At 46.1% G+C, this 16,231-nt stretch carries 16 protein-coding genes and 1 tRNA gene; all 17 read left to right on the forward strand.

Features of this window, described 5'->3' with window-relative positions; genetic code table 11:
- Positions 1-196 precede the first annotated feature (196 nt).
- The 17 genes from KNP99_RS06515 to KNP99_RS06595 all read left to right on the forward strand — a co-directional run bounded on the left by KNP99_RS06515 (position 197) and on the right by KNP99_RS06595 (position 16,084).
- Entirely contained in the window at positions 197-814 is a 618-nt protein-coding gene (locus KNP99_RS06515) for a succinate dehydrogenase cytochrome b558 subunit (protein WP_029331096.1), read from the forward strand.
- A gap of 19 nt (positions 815-833) precedes the next feature.
- Positions 834-2,597 carry a succinate dehydrogenase flavoprotein subunit gene (gene sdhA, locus KNP99_RS06520; protein ID WP_159173051.1) on the forward strand — a complete coding sequence of 588 codons (1,764 nt, stop codon included), beginning with the start codon at positions 834-836 and terminating at the stop codon, positions 2,595-2,597.
- On the forward strand, positions 2,597-3,403 hold the full coding sequence (gene sdhB / locus KNP99_RS06525; protein ID WP_088837567.1) for a succinate dehydrogenase iron-sulfur subunit: 807 nt from the start codon (positions 2,597-2,599) through the stop codon (positions 3,401-3,403). Before sdhA ends, sdhB begins: the two co-directional genes overlap by 1 nt.
- Before the next feature lie 55 nt (positions 3,404-3,458).
- The gene (locus KNP99_RS06530) at positions 3,459-3,914 is read left to right on the forward strand and encodes an acyl-CoA thioesterase (protein ID WP_214804372.1); all 456 of its coding nucleotides are present in this window, start codon (positions 3,459-3,461) and stop codon (positions 3,912-3,914) included.
- A 65-nt stretch (positions 3,915-3,979) separates the two neighbouring features.
- Positions 3,980-4,243 carry a phosphocarrier protein HPr gene (locus KNP99_RS06535; RefSeq protein ID WP_012371023.1) on the forward strand — a complete coding sequence of 88 codons (264 nt, stop codon included), beginning with the start codon at positions 3,980-3,982 and terminating at the stop codon, positions 4,241-4,243.
- 83 nt (positions 4,244-4,326) lie between these two features.
- Complete coding sequence (gene racE, locus KNP99_RS06540; RefSeq protein WP_214766522.1) at positions 4,327-5,136, forward strand: glutamate racemase; 810 nt, start codon at positions 4,327-4,329, stop codon at positions 5,134-5,136.
- Positions 5,133-5,888 (forward strand): ribonuclease PH, encoded by a 756-nt coding sequence (rph, locus tag KNP99_RS06545; RefSeq protein ID WP_214766520.1) that lies wholly within the window; start codon positions 5,133-5,135, stop codon positions 5,886-5,888. Before racE ends, rph begins: the two co-directional genes overlap by 4 nt.
- A complete protein-coding gene (locus KNP99_RS06550; protein WP_214802118.1) occupies positions 5,885-6,481 on the forward strand; it encodes an XTP/dITP diphosphatase in 597 nt (198 codons plus the stop codon). Before rph ends, KNP99_RS06550 begins: the two co-directional genes overlap by 4 nt.
- A 6-nt stretch (positions 6,482-6,487) precedes the next feature.
- The gene (locus KNP99_RS06555; protein ID WP_214804376.1) at positions 6,488-6,994 is read left to right on the forward strand and encodes a metallophosphoesterase family protein; all 507 of its coding nucleotides are present in this window, start codon (positions 6,488-6,490) and stop codon (positions 6,992-6,994) included.
- Positions 6,995-7,061: 67 nt separating this feature from the next.
- Positions 7,062-7,135 (forward strand) — tRNA-Arg (locus KNP99_RS06560).
- Positions 7,136-7,239: 104 nt separating this feature from the next.
- Positions 7,240-7,764 (forward strand): hypothetical protein, encoded by a 525-nt coding sequence (locus tag KNP99_RS06565; RefSeq protein ID WP_235195165.1) that lies wholly within the window; start codon positions 7,240-7,242, stop codon positions 7,762-7,764.
- Positions 7,765-7,790: 26 nt separating this feature from the next.
- Positions 7,791-8,798, forward strand: coding sequence for a hypothetical protein (locus KNP99_RS06570; protein WP_214804378.1), 1,008 nt, complete (start codon positions 7,791-7,793; stop codon positions 8,796-8,798).
- 112 nt (positions 8,799-8,910) lie between these two features.
- Positions 8,911-10,203: a trigger factor gene (gene tig / locus KNP99_RS06575; RefSeq protein WP_088837559.1), complete on the forward strand. Its 1,293-nt coding sequence runs from the start codon at positions 8,911-8,913 to the stop codon at positions 10,201-10,203.
- A 233-nt stretch (positions 10,204-10,436) separates the two neighbouring features.
- Positions 10,437-11,702 carry an ATP-dependent protease ATP-binding subunit ClpX gene (gene clpX, locus KNP99_RS06580; protein ID WP_088837558.1) on the forward strand — a complete coding sequence of 422 codons (1,266 nt, stop codon included), beginning with the start codon at positions 10,437-10,439 and terminating at the stop codon, positions 11,700-11,702.
- 69 nt (positions 11,703-11,771) lie between these two features.
- Positions 11,772-14,081: an endopeptidase La gene (gene lon / locus KNP99_RS06585; protein WP_088837557.1), complete on the forward strand. Its 2,310-nt coding sequence runs from the start codon at positions 11,772-11,774 to the stop codon at positions 14,079-14,081.
- Between the two features lies 1 nt (position 14,082).
- The gene (gene yihA / locus KNP99_RS06590) at positions 14,083-14,664 is read left to right on the forward strand and encodes a ribosome biogenesis GTP-binding protein YihA/YsxC (RefSeq protein WP_088837556.1); all 582 of its coding nucleotides are present in this window, start codon (positions 14,083-14,085) and stop codon (positions 14,662-14,664) included.
- Between the two features lie 268 nt (positions 14,665-14,932).
- Positions 14,933-16,084 (forward strand): AI-2E family transporter, encoded by a 1,152-nt coding sequence (locus tag KNP99_RS06595; RefSeq protein WP_214766512.1) that lies wholly within the window; start codon positions 14,933-14,935, stop codon positions 16,082-16,084.
- Positions 16,085-16,231: the final 147 nt, after the last annotated feature.

Genomic DNA, 16,231 nt, shown 5'->3' on the forward strand with positions numbered 1-16,231 from the left:
TATAGCGAGCTAATTCTCGATGGTCATTGTTTTCCTAAAAAAATTTGCAGTTATTTGCAGTTAAATGCAACGGCTCGGGTTGTCTTATAAAAAGGACAGGAGTAGAATAAGTGATGAAAAGACGAATTTCCTTATGAAAGCGCTTTTCTACCAAAATGCGCCAACGTTTGATTGGCAAACAAAAGGGGGGATTTGGATGGCGAATCATCGTGATTTCGTGAGTCGTAAAATACACTCACTGCTCGGCGTCATTCCAATCGGGTTATTTTTACTTTCTCATCTTACGACGAACTATTTCATCGTTCGAGGGGAGGAAGACTTCAATAAGGCTGCGGAATTCGTGGGGAACGTTCCGTATCGACTGTTTCTAGAAGTGTTTGTCATCTTCATACCCATCATTTTACATGGTGTCTACGGTGTTTACATCGCATTCACAGGTTCCGCGAACACAGGACGTTATACATACTTCCGGAACTGGATGTATGTCTTACAACGCTTCACAGGTGTCTTCCTCGTCGTGTTCATTACATGGCATGTCTGGGAAACGCGGATTGCGGCAGCAATGGGGACGGAAGTTAATGCAAGCATGATGCAAAACATCGTCGATAACGGATTCATGCTCACGTTTTATATCGTCGGGATTCTAGCGACGACATTCCACCTTGCGAACGGACTTTGGACGTTCTGCATCACATGGGGAATCACACAGTCACCAGCGTCTCAACGCGCGATGTCTTATGTGGCGGCCCTCGTATTCATCGGTTTATCGTTTGTAGGCGTACGCTCGATTTTAACGTTTGCAGGCGTGTTGTAAGGAAAGGGGAACTGACAACATGGCGAACAAAAATCTTGTCATCATCGGTGGAGGGCTTGCCGGGTTGATGGCTACGATAAAAGCAGCAGAACAAGGAGTACCAGTAAAGTTATTCTCACTCGTACCCGTTAAACGATCACACTCTGTATGTGCCCAAGGCGGCATCAACGGTGCGGTCAATACAAAAGGGGAGGGTGACTCACCCTACCAGCATTTAGATGATACGGTGTATGGTGGCGACTTCCTCGCGAACCAACCGCCTGTTCAAAAAATGACAGAAGCGGCTCCGAAAATCATTCATATGTTCGACCGGATGGGCGTCATGTTTAACCGGACACCGGAAGGCTTACTCGACTTCCGGCGTTTCGGAGGAACACTCCATCATCGGACGGCTTATGCGGGAGCAACGACAGGACAACAATTACTGTACGCACTTGATGAGCAAGTACGTAAGTTTGAAGCGCAAGGTTTGGTAGAAAAATATGAAGGATGGGAATTCCTTCGCGCAGTCATTGATGAAGAAGGGATTTGTCGTGGTGCGGTGTGTCAAAATCTTCGTTCGATGGAAATCGAAGCATTTGCAGCGGATTCGGTCATCTTAGCGACGGGTGGACCCGGTGTCATCTTCGGTAAATCAACGAACTCGGTCATCAATACGGGACAAGCGGCAGCGGCTGTTTACCGGCAAGGTGCGATTTATGCGAACGGTGAGTTCATCCAGATTCACCCGACAGCGATTCCTGGTGACGATAAGCTCCGTCTGATGAGCGAATCGGCACGTGGTGAAGGCGGACGTGTCTGGACGTATAAAGACGGGAAACCGTGGTACTTCCTCGAAGAAAAATATCCGGCATACGGGAACCTCGTCCCGCGTGATATCGCGACACGTGAAATCTTTGATGTCTGTGTCAATCAAAAGCTTGGTGTCAACGGGGAGAACATGGTGTATCTCGATCTCTCACACAAAGACGCAAAAGAGCTTGATGTCAAACTCGGCGGTATCTTAGAAATTTATGAGAAGTTCGTTGGTGACGATCCACGAAAAGTACCGATGAAAATCTTCCCGGCCGTCCATTACTCGATGGGTGGATTATGGGTCGATTACGATCAAATGACGAACATCCCAGGATTGTTCGCGTCTGGTGAGTGTGATTACTCGATGCACGGTGGAAACCGTCTCGGTGCGAACTCACTTCTCTCTGCCGTTTATGGCGGAATGGTTGCGGGTCCAGCAGCGATTGCCTATATGAACGAACTTGAAACTTCTGTCCATGATATGCCGGAAGAGGTCGTTGAAGCGCATAAAATCGCTGAAATCGATCGATTCAATGATATCTTGGCGATGGAAGGGACAGAAAATGCGTATCAAATCCACCGTGAGCTCGGTGAAGTCATGACGGATAACGTAACCGTTGTCCGGTATAACGATAAGCTCGAACAGACGTTGACGAAGATTAAGGAATTACGGGAACGTTTCACGCGGATCTCGGCGACGGATACGGCACGCTGGAGTAACCAGGGCGCATCCTTCATCCGTCAGCTCGATCACATGCTTGATTTAGCGGAAGCGATCACACTCGGTGCCCTTCAACGTGACGAGAGTCGTGGTGCCCACTACAAGCCAGACTTCCCAGAGCGTGATGATGAGCGGTTCTTAAAAACGACGATGGCACGTTATACAAACGGTCATCCTGAAATCTATTACGAAGAAGTCGATACATCACTGATTCCACCACGCAAACGCGACTACAGCAAGAAGTCGAAGAAAGAGGTGAAAGCATAATGGCGACACCACTCGAACAAGAAACAAAACAAAAACCGGTTCAGTTCATCGTGCAACGTCAGGATGGACCAGACGGAAAAGCCTATGATGAAGCTTTCGAAGTCCCGTATCGTCCGAACATGAACGTCATTTCAGCATTGATGGAGATTCGCCGGAATCCTGTCAATGCGGCAGGTGAAAAAACGACACCGATCAACTGGGACATGGGTTGTCTTGAAGAAGTATGTGGTGCGTGCTCGATGGTCATCAACGGGACACCACGTCAATCCTGTACAGCGCTCGTCGATAAGCTCGAACAACCGATTCGTTTGCAACCGATGCAGACGTTCCCGATTGTGCGCGACTTACAAGTTGACCGTCAACGGATGTTTGACGCACTCAAAAAAGTAAAAGCATGGGTTCCGATCGATGGGACGTATGACCTTGGTCCAGGACCACGGATGCCAGAGAACAAACGGCAATGGGCGTATGAACTTTCAAAATGTATGACGTGTGGCGTTTGTCTTGAAGCATGTCCGAACGTCAATGACCGTTCGAACTTCATCGGACCGGCGTCGATCTCACAAGTTCGTCTCTTCAACTCACACCCGACAGGTGCCTATCATAAAGAAGAGCGCCTGGAAGCATTGATGGAAGATGGCGGCATCATGCAATGCGGTAATGCACAAAACTGTGTTGAGGTCTGCCCGAAAGGGATTCCGCTTACGACATCGATTGCGGCAATGAACCGTCAGACGACATTACACTCGTTCAAAAAATTCTTCGGTAGCGACGAAGGTCGTACAGGAGAAGCGGTTAGCAATTAATTCATAAAAAAGAAGGGGCGCTGCTCCTTCTTTTTATATTCAGGAGGGAATTTACGTGCGTGTACCTAGTTATATCGAAGATTTAGATGGGTGGTTAAGTCAAATGAAACACGGGACGAAACTCGATGTTGCGGTTCGCTTCGCTGAGACGGATGCCTACGGTCATATGAACAATCGGGTCCCGTTCGTCTATTTTGAGGATGTCCGGACGTTGATGCTTGAAGAGACAGGCTACTCGTTAGCAGATGACGGAATCGTCGTCGTCGCGGATGCGCAGTGTAACTACATCCGCCAAGTTTATCCACGGACGCGGCTTGCAGTCTACGCCTATCCTGTTCAAGTCGGAAAAGCCTCGTGTGACGTCCATTACGCGGCATTCGATGACGAAGAGCAACTGATGTTTACAGGACGAACATCGATGGTACAAATCGATCGTGCTGGGAATGCTTTTCCATGGGATGAAGCCTATAAAAATTCCTTGCAGAATCGATTCGAATCCGTTATCATTTGATAATGAGTTCACATATTCGAAAACGACTCACTAGTACGTTATTAGTGGAGGGAGATTTCTTAATCATGGAAAAAACATTCAAAGTCATCGCAGATTCAGGCATTCATGCTCGTCCTGCAACACAACTTGTCAACACAGCTTCAAAATTCCAATCAGATATCAACTTGGAGTACAACGGAAAGACTGTTAACCTTAAGTCGATCATGGGTGTACTTTCACTCGGTATCGCTAAAGATTCAGACATCAAAATCGTTGCAAACGGTGACGATGCTTCTGAAGCAATCACGACTCTTTCAGACATGCTGACAAGCGAAGGTCTTGCTCAGTAATCCTTTTATCTACATTCTCGGACGCCGGTCTTGCACCGTCGTCCTTTTTTGTTACCATAGAGGATAGGAAGGTGAGATATGACGTGAACAAACCAATTGGAGTATTAGATTCTGGGGTCGGCGGCTTGACGGTCGCGCGTGAGCTGATGCGGCAGCTTCCTCATGAACAAATCATATATGTCGGGGATACATTACGCTGTCCCTATGGACCACGACCGGAAGAAGAAATCCGGCAATTTACATGGGAGATGATTGATTATCTTGTCGCGCAGGATGTCAAACTGATTGTCATCGCCTGTAATACAGCGACGGCAGTCGTCCTGAAAGAAGCACGGGAAAAATTGACGATTCCAGTCATTGGCGTCATCGACCCAGGAGCACGGGCGGCAGTCAAGGTAACGCGATCGAAACGAATCGGTGTCATCGGGACGAAGATGACGGTAGAGAGCAATTCTTATGAAAAGGCATTACGACATGTCGAAGGGCAAGTTGTTGTCGAATCACTTGCATGTCCGCCGTTCGTCCCGCTCGTCGAGTCCTCACAGACGACAGGTGCTTACGTCGAACGTGTCGTCGCTAATACATTACGTCCATTGCTTTCGTACGACATGGACACGTTGATTTTAGGGTGCACCCATTATCCGCTGCTCGCAGATGTCATTGGACGAGTCATCGGACCAGACGTCCAATTGATTTCTTCAGGAGACGAGACGGCGCTCGAAGTCGCGGCTCTCCTCGATTACAATGGAATTGCAGCAGGAAATGATTTTATACCGGAACATGTGTATCATGCGACAGGTGACACGCGTTCCTTTGAACGGATCGCGACCGATTGGTTGAGTCAACCAATCCAAGCAAAACGATTAGTACTCGGAACGGAGGAAACGACATGAGAATCGATCAACGAGAATCTACGATGATGCGTGCGATTGCGTTTGAGACGAACGTGAATAAACATGCGGAAGGTTCCATTATGATCGCAGTCGGAGACACGCGGGTCTTGTGTACGGCAACGGTCGAAGAGAAAGTCCCGCCCTTTTTACGGGGGAAACGTCATGGTTGGATCAATGCGGAATATGCGATGTTACCACGTGCGACGGCGCAACGGACAGCGCGCGAGTCGGTCCGTGGTAAACAGACAGGTCGGACGATGGAAATCCAGCGTTTGATCAGTCGGGCGTTACGTGCTGTCGTCGACTTAGAAAAACTAGGTGAACGGACGGTCTGGATTGATTGTGATGTCATTCAGGCGGATGGCGGAACGAGAACGGCTGCGATCACAGGCGGTTTTCTTGCCCTCGTCCTCGCAGTAGACGGTCTGATTCAAAGCGGGAAACTGACGGATACACCAATCAAAGAAGGAATCGCAGCCGTCTCGATTGGAAAGGTCGGTCAAGAGCTGCTCCTTGATCTCTGTTATGAAGAGGATGCTGCAGCCGATGTTGATTTGAACTTAGTCATGACCTCTTCCGGGAAAATCGTCGAGATGCAGGCGACAGGTGAAGAGGCGACATTTTCGAAACGGGAAATGCTCGATATGCTCGAACTTGGGGAAAAGGGTATTGAAGAACTCCTGCGTGCCGGTCAAGACGCATTAGGTGCTTCGTGGTGGTATGTTGGAGAAGAAGTGGGGGAACATCGATGAAAATCATCGTCGCGACCCGCAATGCCGGGAAAGTGAAAGAACTCGAAGTGATGCTCGGGAAACTAGGTTATGACGTATCTTCTCTACTGGATTACGAAGCTGCACCTGAGACGGATGAAACGGGTGTAACTTTTGAAGAAAATGCTGAACTGAAAGCGAAAGAAGCAGCTGCTTACTTCGGTCACGCGGTTCTTGCCGACGACTCGGGACTCGAAGTCGACGCGCTCGACGGGGCGCCTGGTGTTTACTCAGCGCGTTTTGCAGGTCTAGAAAAATCAGATGCAGCGAATAATGCATTGTTGCTCGAGAAATTGGGCAATCGATCAATCGAAGAGCGGACAGCGCGCTTCGTCTGTGCATTGTCACTTGCGAAACCTTCTGGGGAGACGTTGACTGTACGCGGTACGATGGAAGGTCTCATCGGATTCGAAGCGAAAGGTGAGCATGGTTTCGGTTATGATCCTTTGTTCATCGTCCCATCTCGAAATCAAACGGCCGCCGAGTTAACAAAAGATGAGAAAGCGGCGATTAGTCATCGCGGGAATGCGTTGAAAAAACTTGAATTAGCACTGACTACTTTTTTAGGAGAGTGATCAACGATGAAAGCATTAATCGTTAGTGATAGCCATGGTCTCGAATCGGAACTTCTGACAATCGTCGAACGGCATCCGGAAGCAGAGGTTGCGTATCATTGTGGAGACTCACAGTTGACACGGATGGACGAATCATTATATCCCTATCGTGTCGTTAAAGGGAATTGTGATTATGGTAACGACTTTGCCGATGAGGTACTTGAGCCTTTTGGCGCAGTCAATCTATTATGTGTCCATGGTCATCGTCAAGACGTGAAATACAGCCTCGATCAATTAGTCCATCGTGCGGATCAAAAAGCAGCACAGGTCGTGTTGTACGGTCATTCGCACGTGGCGAAAGCGGAACAAAAGGATGGTAAACTCTTCATCAATCCGGGTTCGATTCGTATGCCGCGACACCGTCCTGAAAAAACGTATGCGATTTTGACGCTTGAAGAAGATGCGTATTCCGTTGATTTTTACGATCTGACAGGTGAACAGATTAATGCTTTACATTTAGAAGGCACGCTTTAAGAAAAGATTTTTTGTAATGTGATTGACACGAAAGAATTGTTTTAGTATAGTTTATTCGTGTTGACACGTCCCAATAGCTCAGCTGGATAGAGCAACGCCCTTCTAAGGCGTCGGTCGGGGGTTCGAATCCCTCTTGGGACGCTATAATTAAAATAGAGACTGCCCTTACGAGGGTGGTCTCTTTTTTTTATTATGATTTTCGATTATAATCAAGGTATCATGAACTTAAAAAGGGGATGTGGACAATGAGGAAACGAATCGGTGGAATCCTCCTTCTGACAGTTGCTCTAGCTGGTTGTAGCGAAATAACGAATACGGTCGACGACGCAAAACAACAAGTCGTCGAAGTGAAAAATAATGTTGATTATGCAGCGGAACTACAAACGATTGCGAAAGATACATCACGTGTCACGTCAGAGCTCTCGGCTAAGCTCGATCAAGCAGCGGAGAAGGCACGCGAATCGGCAAATCCAGAACAAACACTGGATCAACAAATGGAAAAGCTGAAAAATGATGAGACGGTTCAAAAGTTAGAGAAAGAGCTCGATCAAATCGACGAGCGTCTGTCTAGTCTCGACAGTCCGCCGGCCGAACTAAAGAGTTTGAGTGATAAGTTAAAGCAGTATGTCGATCAATCAGAGTCGATGACACGTCTTCTTGAGACGGACGTCTCGCTCGATACGTTGAATCAGCTTGGAGTCGAACAAGGGCAACGACTGCAAGACGCAATATCTAGTTGGACGGAACGACTCGATCCCTTCACAAAATAAGAATGATTGGTAGAGGAGGAGAGCGCATGAGTGAATCCCGTTGGATGGAACGACCGCTGGAACAGGAACGGATGCGACTCGCACGGATAACGAGGGTCGAGCGAGATGAACGGATGAAGCGACTCGATGACGTGGCGATGAGTGATGACGACATTTTGTATAGGGTATATACGATGCAAGATGCTTTTTCTGAGAGTAAAGAAGAACGAGAACGCTTCATCAAAATAGCGGAATCGTTTTTGACAGTCGAAGGAGTTGAGCAAGTGCTTGCGCTCTTCCTCTTTGAGCATGGACAGGCATACCCGCTTCGTGTCGCGCTTCGGACAGCCTCACCATACTTACCATACGGTCTAGCAGTTAAGTTGGAGGAAGCGGCATCAATGCTTGGACGGCAAACGGAACCAGACAGGGAAGCACGTTCGGACGAATCGTTTTTAACGCGGAAATCGGTCGGAAAGTCGGAAGCGGAATGGATAAACGTTTTTCAAACAGGAACGTACGAACAACAATTCGAGCAGTTACGTGGACTGACGCTTGAAAAGGCGCTTGAATTGAGACGGTATCTTTGCACCTCTTATGCAATCGGTGAGGACGTAAGACAGCAAAGTTTGATCGTCCTTCATACGTTATTATCGCAATTAATGACGGACGACTCATGTTTTCCTTTAACGCTTCGAATCGAACGTTTGCAGCTTGACGTGACATTCGATTCTGCCGAGCAGCTACGTAGACGGTTGGAACAACAGCAGGCGCAACTGCTCGGAGTGCAAGAAGTTTTATTTAGCTTAAGACGGCTCGATCCTTTTCGAGCGCTACTAATGTTGTCCTGGCATCAAATGCTCCACCTCAATCAGGAAGTCGATTTATTCGATATGGATCCGGTCGAGATGATTGAAACGCTTGATGCACTCGCTGGAATGACGTTCGAACGTGATGTGCCCGAAAAAGAACTCGGGGCACTTGCGCGTGACTTATACGATAGTGCTCATCAGATGTTAGAAGAGGGAAAAGCGTACGAGAAGACGGCGATATAGGAAATGCGAGGAATCCATTCGTTCAACAGTGGTAATGCTCGGAATGGATGTGCTATAATGTGACTTGTTGTACACACATGTACGCTAATTGACAATTTTGGAGGGACTCAGCATGACTGCAAAATGGGAAAAACAATCAGGTAGCCTCGGCGTTCTCACGTATGAAGCGCCTGCTGAAGCATTTGATAAAGCGGTAGACCAAGCGTTCAAGAAAGTCGTTAAGACTTTGAACACACCTGGTTTCCGTAAAGGAAAAATGCCACGCACAATGTTTAACAAAATGTACGGTGAAGAAGCACTTTATCAAGATGCTCTTGATATCTTGTATCAAGATACAATCGAAGGTGCTGTCGTCGAATCAGGTATCGAGCCAATCGCGCTTGAAAACATCGACGTTGAAACACTCGAAAAAGGAAAACCGGTTGAGTTTAAAATCACGTTCGTCATCGAACCTGAAGCAACTCTTGGTGAGTACAAAGGTCTTGAGTACACAGCTGTCGAAACTGACGTTACTGACGAAGATGTCGATGCTGAACTCAAAACAATGCAAGAGCGTGGAGCAGAGCTCGTCGTAAAAGAAGACGGCGTCATCGAAAATGGCGACACGGTCGTATTCGACTTCGCAGGTTTTGATGGGGACAACCAATTCGACGGCGGAACTGCTGAAAACTATTCACTCGTCATCGGTTCAGGAAACTTCATTCCAGGATTCGAAGAGCAAATGGTCGGTCTGAAAACTGGTGAGCAAAAAGATATCGACGTTACTTTCCCAGAAGAGTACCATGAAGCATCACTCGCTGGTAAACCAGTCGTATTCAAAGTAACAATCCACGAAGTGAAAGCACAAGAACTCCCTGAATTGACAGATGAGTTCGCTAAAGAAATGGACGAAGAAGTTTCTTCTCTTGATGAGTTGAAAACAAAAATTCGTACACGTCTTGAAAACACACGTAAACAAGAAGCTGATGCTTCAATGCGTGATGAGTTGGTTGAAGCAGCGACTAAAAACGCGACAGTTGATCTTCCTGCAGTTATGGTCGACAACGAAGTTGAGCGTATGGTCCAAGAATTCACACAACGCATTCAATCACAAGGTATCGAACTCGACATGTACTTCCAGTTAACTGGAACGACAGAAGAAGCGATGCGTACTGAAATGAAAGAACAAGCAGAAGAACGTGTTAAAGCACGTCTCGTTCTGAAACAAATTGTTGCAGATGAAAACATCGAAGTGAACGAAGAAGAAGCGCAAGCTGAACTTCAATCGATGTCTGAACTCTACAACATCCCTGCTGATCAACTTGAAACGATGCTCGCGCCACAAGGTGGTCTCGACACGCTTAAAGGTGATCTCCAGTTCCGTAAAGCAATCGACGTTCTCGTTGATAATGCTAAAACGAAATAAGTTTTTTAACTGAACTAAACGATTTCAAGACCTATTTCTGGTCTTGAAGTCGTTTTTTTTGTACGATAGGTCAAACAAGGACAAACATTATCAAAATCTTCAAATCAAACTGTAAAACGCTCGTCCAAGATTTGAAAGACTTTCCTTGTTCGTGCTACAATCATTAATAGTAAAACGTGAGATTGGATGCGAAACGTATCTATACAACTTCCACGTTAAAGGGGTGGACCTTTATGTTTAAATTTAACGAAGAGAAAGGTCAGCTAAAATGTTCTTTCTGCGGAAAGACACAAGAGCAAGTGCGCAAACTTGTTGCTGGACCTGGCGTTTACATTTGCGATGAATGTATCGAACTCTGCAATGAAATCGTTGAAGAGGAACTTGGTACAGAAGAAGAAGTCGAACTAAAGAACGTACCAAAACCGCATGAAATTCGTGAGACATTAAATGATTATGTCATTGGTCAAGAGAAAGCGAAAAAGTCTTTGTCTGTCGCAATGTACAATCATTACAAACGAATCAACGCCGGTGGTCGGGCAGATGATGTCGAGCTTTCTAAATCTAACATCGTCATGATTGGACCAACAGGTAGTGGTAAGACACTTCTTGCACAAACAATGGCACGTATCTTAAATGTTCCTTTCGCGATTGCGGATGCGACAAGTTTAACGGAAGCTGGATATGTTGGGGAAGATGTTGAAAACATCCTCTTGAAACTCATTCAAGCTGCTGATTACGATGTCGAGAAAGCAGAAAAAGGAATCATCTATATTGATGAGATTGATAAAATTGCCCGTAAATCTGAAAATCCTTCCATCACACGTGATGTATCAGGAGAAGGGGTGCAACAAGCACTTCTTAAAATCCTAGAAGGAACAGTTGCGAGCGTACCGCCACAAGGTGGACGTAAACATCCACATCAAGAATTCATTCAAATCGATACGACGAATATTCTTTTCATCGTCGGTGGAGCATTTGATGGAATCGATCAATCGATTAAACGTCGTCTTGGTAAAAAAGTCATCGGATTCGGAAATGATTCTGAAAACCGTAACTTTACGCAAAAAGAAATTCTTGCTGCCGCATTACCAGAGGATCTCCAAAAATTCGGACTAATCCCCGAGTTCATCGGTCGTCTGCCAGTCATGGCGACACTCGAACCACTCGATGAGGATGCACTCGTCCAAATCTTGACGAAACCTAAAAATGCGTTAGTCAAACAATATAAAAAAATGCTTCAACTTGATGATGTCGAACTCGACTTCACAGATGAAGGACTAATTGAAATCGCGAAACTCGCAATCAAACGGAAAACCGGTGCACGTGGTTTACGTTCGATCATTGAGGAAACGATGCTTGAAATCATGTTCGAAATACCATCACGTGAAGATATCGCAAAAGTCATCATTACAGCTGAAACGTTGACTGGTAAGCGTGGTCCGACGCTTGAGTTGAAAGATGGTACAATTGAACAAGGTAAAGAAAAAGAAACGGCGTAACACCGTGACAAATCGGCTCGGAGGCTACTTGTACGCCTTTCCGAGCCTTTTTTGTTTAGGAGGAATTTGATGAAGACAAAACAATATCCACTTTTACCACTTCGTGGCGTCGTCGCCTATCCATTAATCGGCTTGACGATTGATGTTGGTCGACCAGTTTCACTAAAAGCATTACTCGCTTCAAAGGAACATGAAATTGATTTGGTCGTCGTGACGCAACGCGACCCAGAAGCAGAACCATCGGTTGACGGACTGCATACAATCGGAACACTTGTCCAAATCGCGAAGATGAGTGAGCTTGGCAATGATACGGTCCGCGTCCGCGTCATCGGTAAGGAACGTGTTCGGATTGAACAAGTCAGTGAAACGGATGAAGGGTATCAAGCAGCCATCGAACCGATTGAGAAAATCGATATCAAAGGTGCAAAACAAGAGGCGCTCGTCCGCTTGATTAAAGAACAATTCGGTCAACTCGTCTCCCGTATCAAAGGCATCGGGACAGACGAACGACGTCGTTTTGAAACGTATGAACGCCTGGATTCTTTGACGGATTACATCACGTCGAAATTGCCGATTGAACTTGCAAAAAAACAAGAATTCCTAGAAGAAAATGATCCGGTCGAGCGGGGCTTGATGTTGCTCGATGTCATGAAGCATGAGTATGAAGTCGTTGAGCTAGAGCGAGAAATGCGGGAACGGACGAAAAAAACGATTGAACAATCCCAACGTGACTATTACCTTCGGGAACAGTTGAAAACGATTCAACAAGAACTCGGAGGGGAAGCAGTTTCTGCTGAAAGTGATGCTGTGAAGTATAAAGAACAGCTAGCGATGCTAGATTTATCAGACACAGCCGTTGCAAACGTTGAAAAAGAAATCAATCGGTTAGCCGTCGTACCGGCGACGAGTCCGGAACATGGTGTCATTCGAAATTACTTGGAATGGTTCTTCTCGCTTCCATGGAATGAGGCGACGGATGATTTCTTGAACGTCGAAGCGGCGTCAGAACAACTCGATGAAGATCACTACGGTCTCGAAAAAGTAAAAGAACGGATTCTCGAGTATTTAGCTGTCCGTCAATTGACAGATTCGTTACGTGGACCGATTCTATGTCTCGCAGGTCCTCCGGGGGTCGGGAAGACTTCACTTGCACGTTCCATCGCTACCGCTCTTGAACGGAAGTTCGTCCGTGTATCGCTTGGTGGTGTACGAGATGAAGCAGAGATCCGCGGCCATCGCCGGACCTATATCGGAGCGATGCCGGGACGAATCATTCGTGGACTGAAACAAGCAGGTACGAACAATCCGGTCTTCCTACTCGACGAAATCGATAAGATGTCGAATGATTTCCGTGGGGATCCATCGTCTGCGATGCTTGAAGTGCTCGATCCTGAGCAAAACAATAGCTTTTCTGATCACTATATCGAAGAACCGTTCGATTTATCGAACGTGTTATTCATCGCAACGGCGAATGATGTCTCGAACATTCCAGGACCTTTACTTGACCGGATGGAATTGATTCAAATCGGTGGTTATACGGAGCAAGAGAAAGCACAAATTGCCGTCCGTCACTTGCTATCGAAACAAATCAAAGAACATGGCTTGAAAAAGAGTCAATTAACAGTCAAACCGGACGCGCTCGAGGAAGTCGTCCGACGGTATACACGAGAAGCCGGTGTCCGGAACTTGGAACGTGTGTTAGGGTCGCTTTGTCGTAAGGCGGCGAAACAAATCGCGATGGGTGAAAAGAAACGTGTCACGGTGACGAAACGGAACTTACCAGACTTCTTAGGGAAACCGATCTACCGGTATGGTCAAGGAGAATTAGAAGATACGATTGGCGCGGTGACCGGTTTAGCGTATACTGCATTTGGGGGCGACACACTGACGATTGAAGTCAGTCTTGCGCCAGGTAAAGGAAAATTGCAATTAACGGGTAAACTTGGTGACGTCATGCAAGAGTCGGCTCAGACAGCATACAGCTTCGTACGAGCGAACGCTGAAACAGTTGGAATTGACCCGAATTTCTATGAAACACAGGATATTCATATCCACGTACCGGAAGGCGCCGTACCGAAAGATGGCCCGTCAGCTGGGATTACGATTGCGACAGCCTTGATTTCTGCTCTGACGAAACGTCCAGTCCGGCGCGACGTCGGAATGACAGGCGAAATCACGTTACGTGGTCGTGTCTTACCAATCGGTGGTCTAAAAGAGAAATCGCTCGCGGCACATCGTGCAGGATTGACGACGATTTTAATGCCACAAGACAATACGCGCGATATCGATGAGATTCCAGAAACCGTTCGAGATGGGATTCGATTCATTCCGGTCGCTACGATGGACCAAGTACTCGAACATGCATTAAAAGGAGAGTAACATGAAAATTTATAAAGCAGATTTTATTACAAGTGGTGTCAATCCGGAGCATTATCCGGAACCACTTCTTCCGGAAGTTGCACTTGCGGGACGGTCGAACGTCGGAAAGTCGTCGTTCATCAATAAGCTCGTACAGCGGAAGGCGCTCGCGCGTACTTCATCAAAACCAGGGAAAACACAAACGTTGAACTTCTTCAATATCAATGATGAGCTCATGTTTGTCGATGTACCCGGATACGGCTACGCGAAAGTTTCGAAAACGGAACGGGAAGCCTGGGGAAAAATGATGGAGAAGTATTTCACGACACGTGAAATACTAAAAGGTGTCGTCTTACTCGTTGACATTCGTCATGAACCATCGGCAGATGATGTCATCATGTACGACTTCTTAAAGTACTATGATTTATCCGTCATCGTCGTCGCGACAAAACTTGATAAAATCAAGCGTGGTCAGCGGGATAAACAAATCGCAGCCATCAAGCGGAAACTGCAATTTGATGGTCAAGATACATTCATTCCGTTTTCTTCAGAAACGGGCGAAGGTGTCGATGCGGCATGGGAAGCGATTTATGCTCATTTGTAAGAGGTACAACTGATTGAAGGTAAAAGGCAATGTTCACAAGATGAACATTGCCTTTTAATTTATTATTTCGAAAATAATATAGATAAAAAATAGCGATGTATCTATACTTAATATTGTAAAAAGATAAAGATTATTTCCAGTTCTCTTTTGGGCATAGCTTTCATCCAGCGTAAATTTTGACGAAAAAGATGAAATAATAACAAATTAATGGAATAGCAGCTTTAAAAAATATGCTATACCGGAATTGAAAACTGTAGGAGGCTTACCCGTGGACTTACTTCGAAACAAATGGTTTAAAGCATTACTTTGGATACTAACGATTTTCTTAGTCATCTGGGTCGGGACGAAAATCTCGTTTTTATTCCAACCGATTAAAGTGATGCTTGCGTTAATTTTCCCACCACTTATCATTGCAGGAATTTTTTATTACTTTACGCTTGGAATCGTTGATGCCTTACAAAAACGTGTCAAAAAACGTGGACTTGCCGTCCTGATTGTTTTACTCGCTTTTGTCGGGATTTTGACGCTCATCATTACGTTGATTGGTCCAATCCTCGTCAAACAGGTGACGGAGTTTGTCACGAGCATCCCGAATCTTGTCGTAGAACTACGTGATCAAACGTTGAATCTACGCGATCAATTGATGGACAATCGTTTTATTTCGAACTGGGTTCAACACAATACGGAATTGTTTGACGAGTGGACGAATGAAGCGACGTCATATATCGGAACGCTCTTCAAGTCCGTTTCGGCATCTGTCGGAACCATTTTCGGTGTCATCTCTTCGACGGTTCTAATCGTCGTGCTCGTTCCGTTCATTCTCGTCTACATGCTGCTTGACGGGTACAAGTTTCCTGACTCGGTCGTTAAACTTTTACCGAAAGGCTATGAGGCAGAAACACGTAACATCTTACATGACATGCACGTGACGGTTAAGCACTACGTCAATGGTCAAGTCATCGTCTCACTCTGCGTTGGATTGATGTCGTTAATCGGTTTCTTCATCTCAGATATTCAATACGCTTTGTTACTCGCATTATTTTGTACGGTGACGAACATCATTCCGTATCTTGGACCATATATCGGGGCTGTTCCTGCCGTCATCGTCGGATTCATCGATGATCCGATCAAGGCGCTTTATGCAATCATCACGATCGTTATCGCACAACAGATTGAATCGAATTTAATTTCTCCGTATGTTCAAGGGAAAACGTTAAAAGTTCATCCGTTGACGATCATCATCGTCTTGCTCGTCGCCGGTAAAATCGCCGGTATCATCGGCGTCATTTTGGCTGTTCCGACATATGCTGTCTCCAAAGTCGTCATCCAGAACATTGCTCGTATTTATCGTTTACGTCAGCAACAGTTCGACTTGCAGACCGAGAGCTCGACAATCATTACCGATTCTTCCAAATCCTAACGATAAGCCCTCTGCTGAAACATTCGAGCAGAGGGTTTGTGATTTATCCGAGAGAGGGATAGGATGAAAGAATACTTTTCACAACTTTGACTCATTTTAGTTTATAAATTGATTGGAATCTTTTTTATAATGGTTATAATGTAGAGT

Origin of the sequence: Exiguobacterium sp. s95 (assembly GCF_018618655.1) — a bacterium.
Classification (GTDB): Bacteria; Bacillota; Bacilli; order Exiguobacteriales; family Exiguobacteriaceae; genus Exiguobacterium_A; species Exiguobacterium_A oxidotolerans.

Bases quoted from the DNA above. Each gene is read 5' to 3' on its own strand.
- KNP99_RS06565 (WP_235195165.1), top strand. From the start codon at position 7,240: ATGAGGAAACGAATCGGTGGAATCCTCCTTCTGACAGTTGCTCTAGCT.
- KNP99_RS06550 (WP_214802118.1), top strand. From the start codon at position 5,885: ATGAAAATCATCGTCGCGACCCGCAATGCCGGGAAAGTGAAAGAACTC.
- rph (WP_214766520.1), top strand. From the start codon at position 5,133: ATGAGAATCGATCAACGAGAATCTACGATGATGCGTGCGATTGCGTTT.
- yihA (WP_088837556.1), top strand. From the start codon at position 14,083: ATGAAAATTTATAAAGCAGATTTTATTACAAGTGGTGTCAATCCGGAG.
- lon (WP_088837557.1), top strand. From the start codon at position 11,772: ATGAAGACAAAACAATATCCACTTTTACCACTTCGTGGCGTCGTCGCC.
- KNP99_RS06515 (WP_029331096.1), top strand. From the start codon at position 197: ATGGCGAATCATCGTGATTTCGTGAGTCGTAAAATACACTCACTGCTC.
- KNP99_RS06555 (WP_214804376.1), top strand. From the start codon at position 6,488: ATGAAAGCATTAATCGTTAGTGATAGCCATGGTCTCGAATCGGAACTT.
- KNP99_RS06570 (WP_214804378.1), top strand. From the start codon at position 7,791: ATGAGTGAATCCCGTTGGATGGAACGACCGCTGGAACAGGAACGGATG.
- clpX (WP_088837558.1), top strand. From the start codon at position 10,437: ATGTTTAAATTTAACGAAGAGAAAGGTCAGCTAAAATGTTCTTTCTGC.
- sdhB (WP_088837567.1), top strand. From the start codon at position 2,597: ATGGCGACACCACTCGAACAAGAAACAAAACAAAAACCGGTTCAGTTC.
- KNP99_RS06535 (WP_012371023.1), top strand. From the start codon at position 3,980: ATGGAAAAAACATTCAAAGTCATCGCAGATTCAGGCATTCATGCTCGT.
- tig (WP_088837559.1), top strand. From the start codon at position 8,911: ATGACTGCAAAATGGGAAAAACAATCAGGTAGCCTCGGCGTTCTCACG.
- sdhA (WP_159173051.1), top strand. From the start codon at position 834: ATGGCGAACAAAAATCTTGTCATCATCGGTGGAGGGCTTGCCGGGTTG.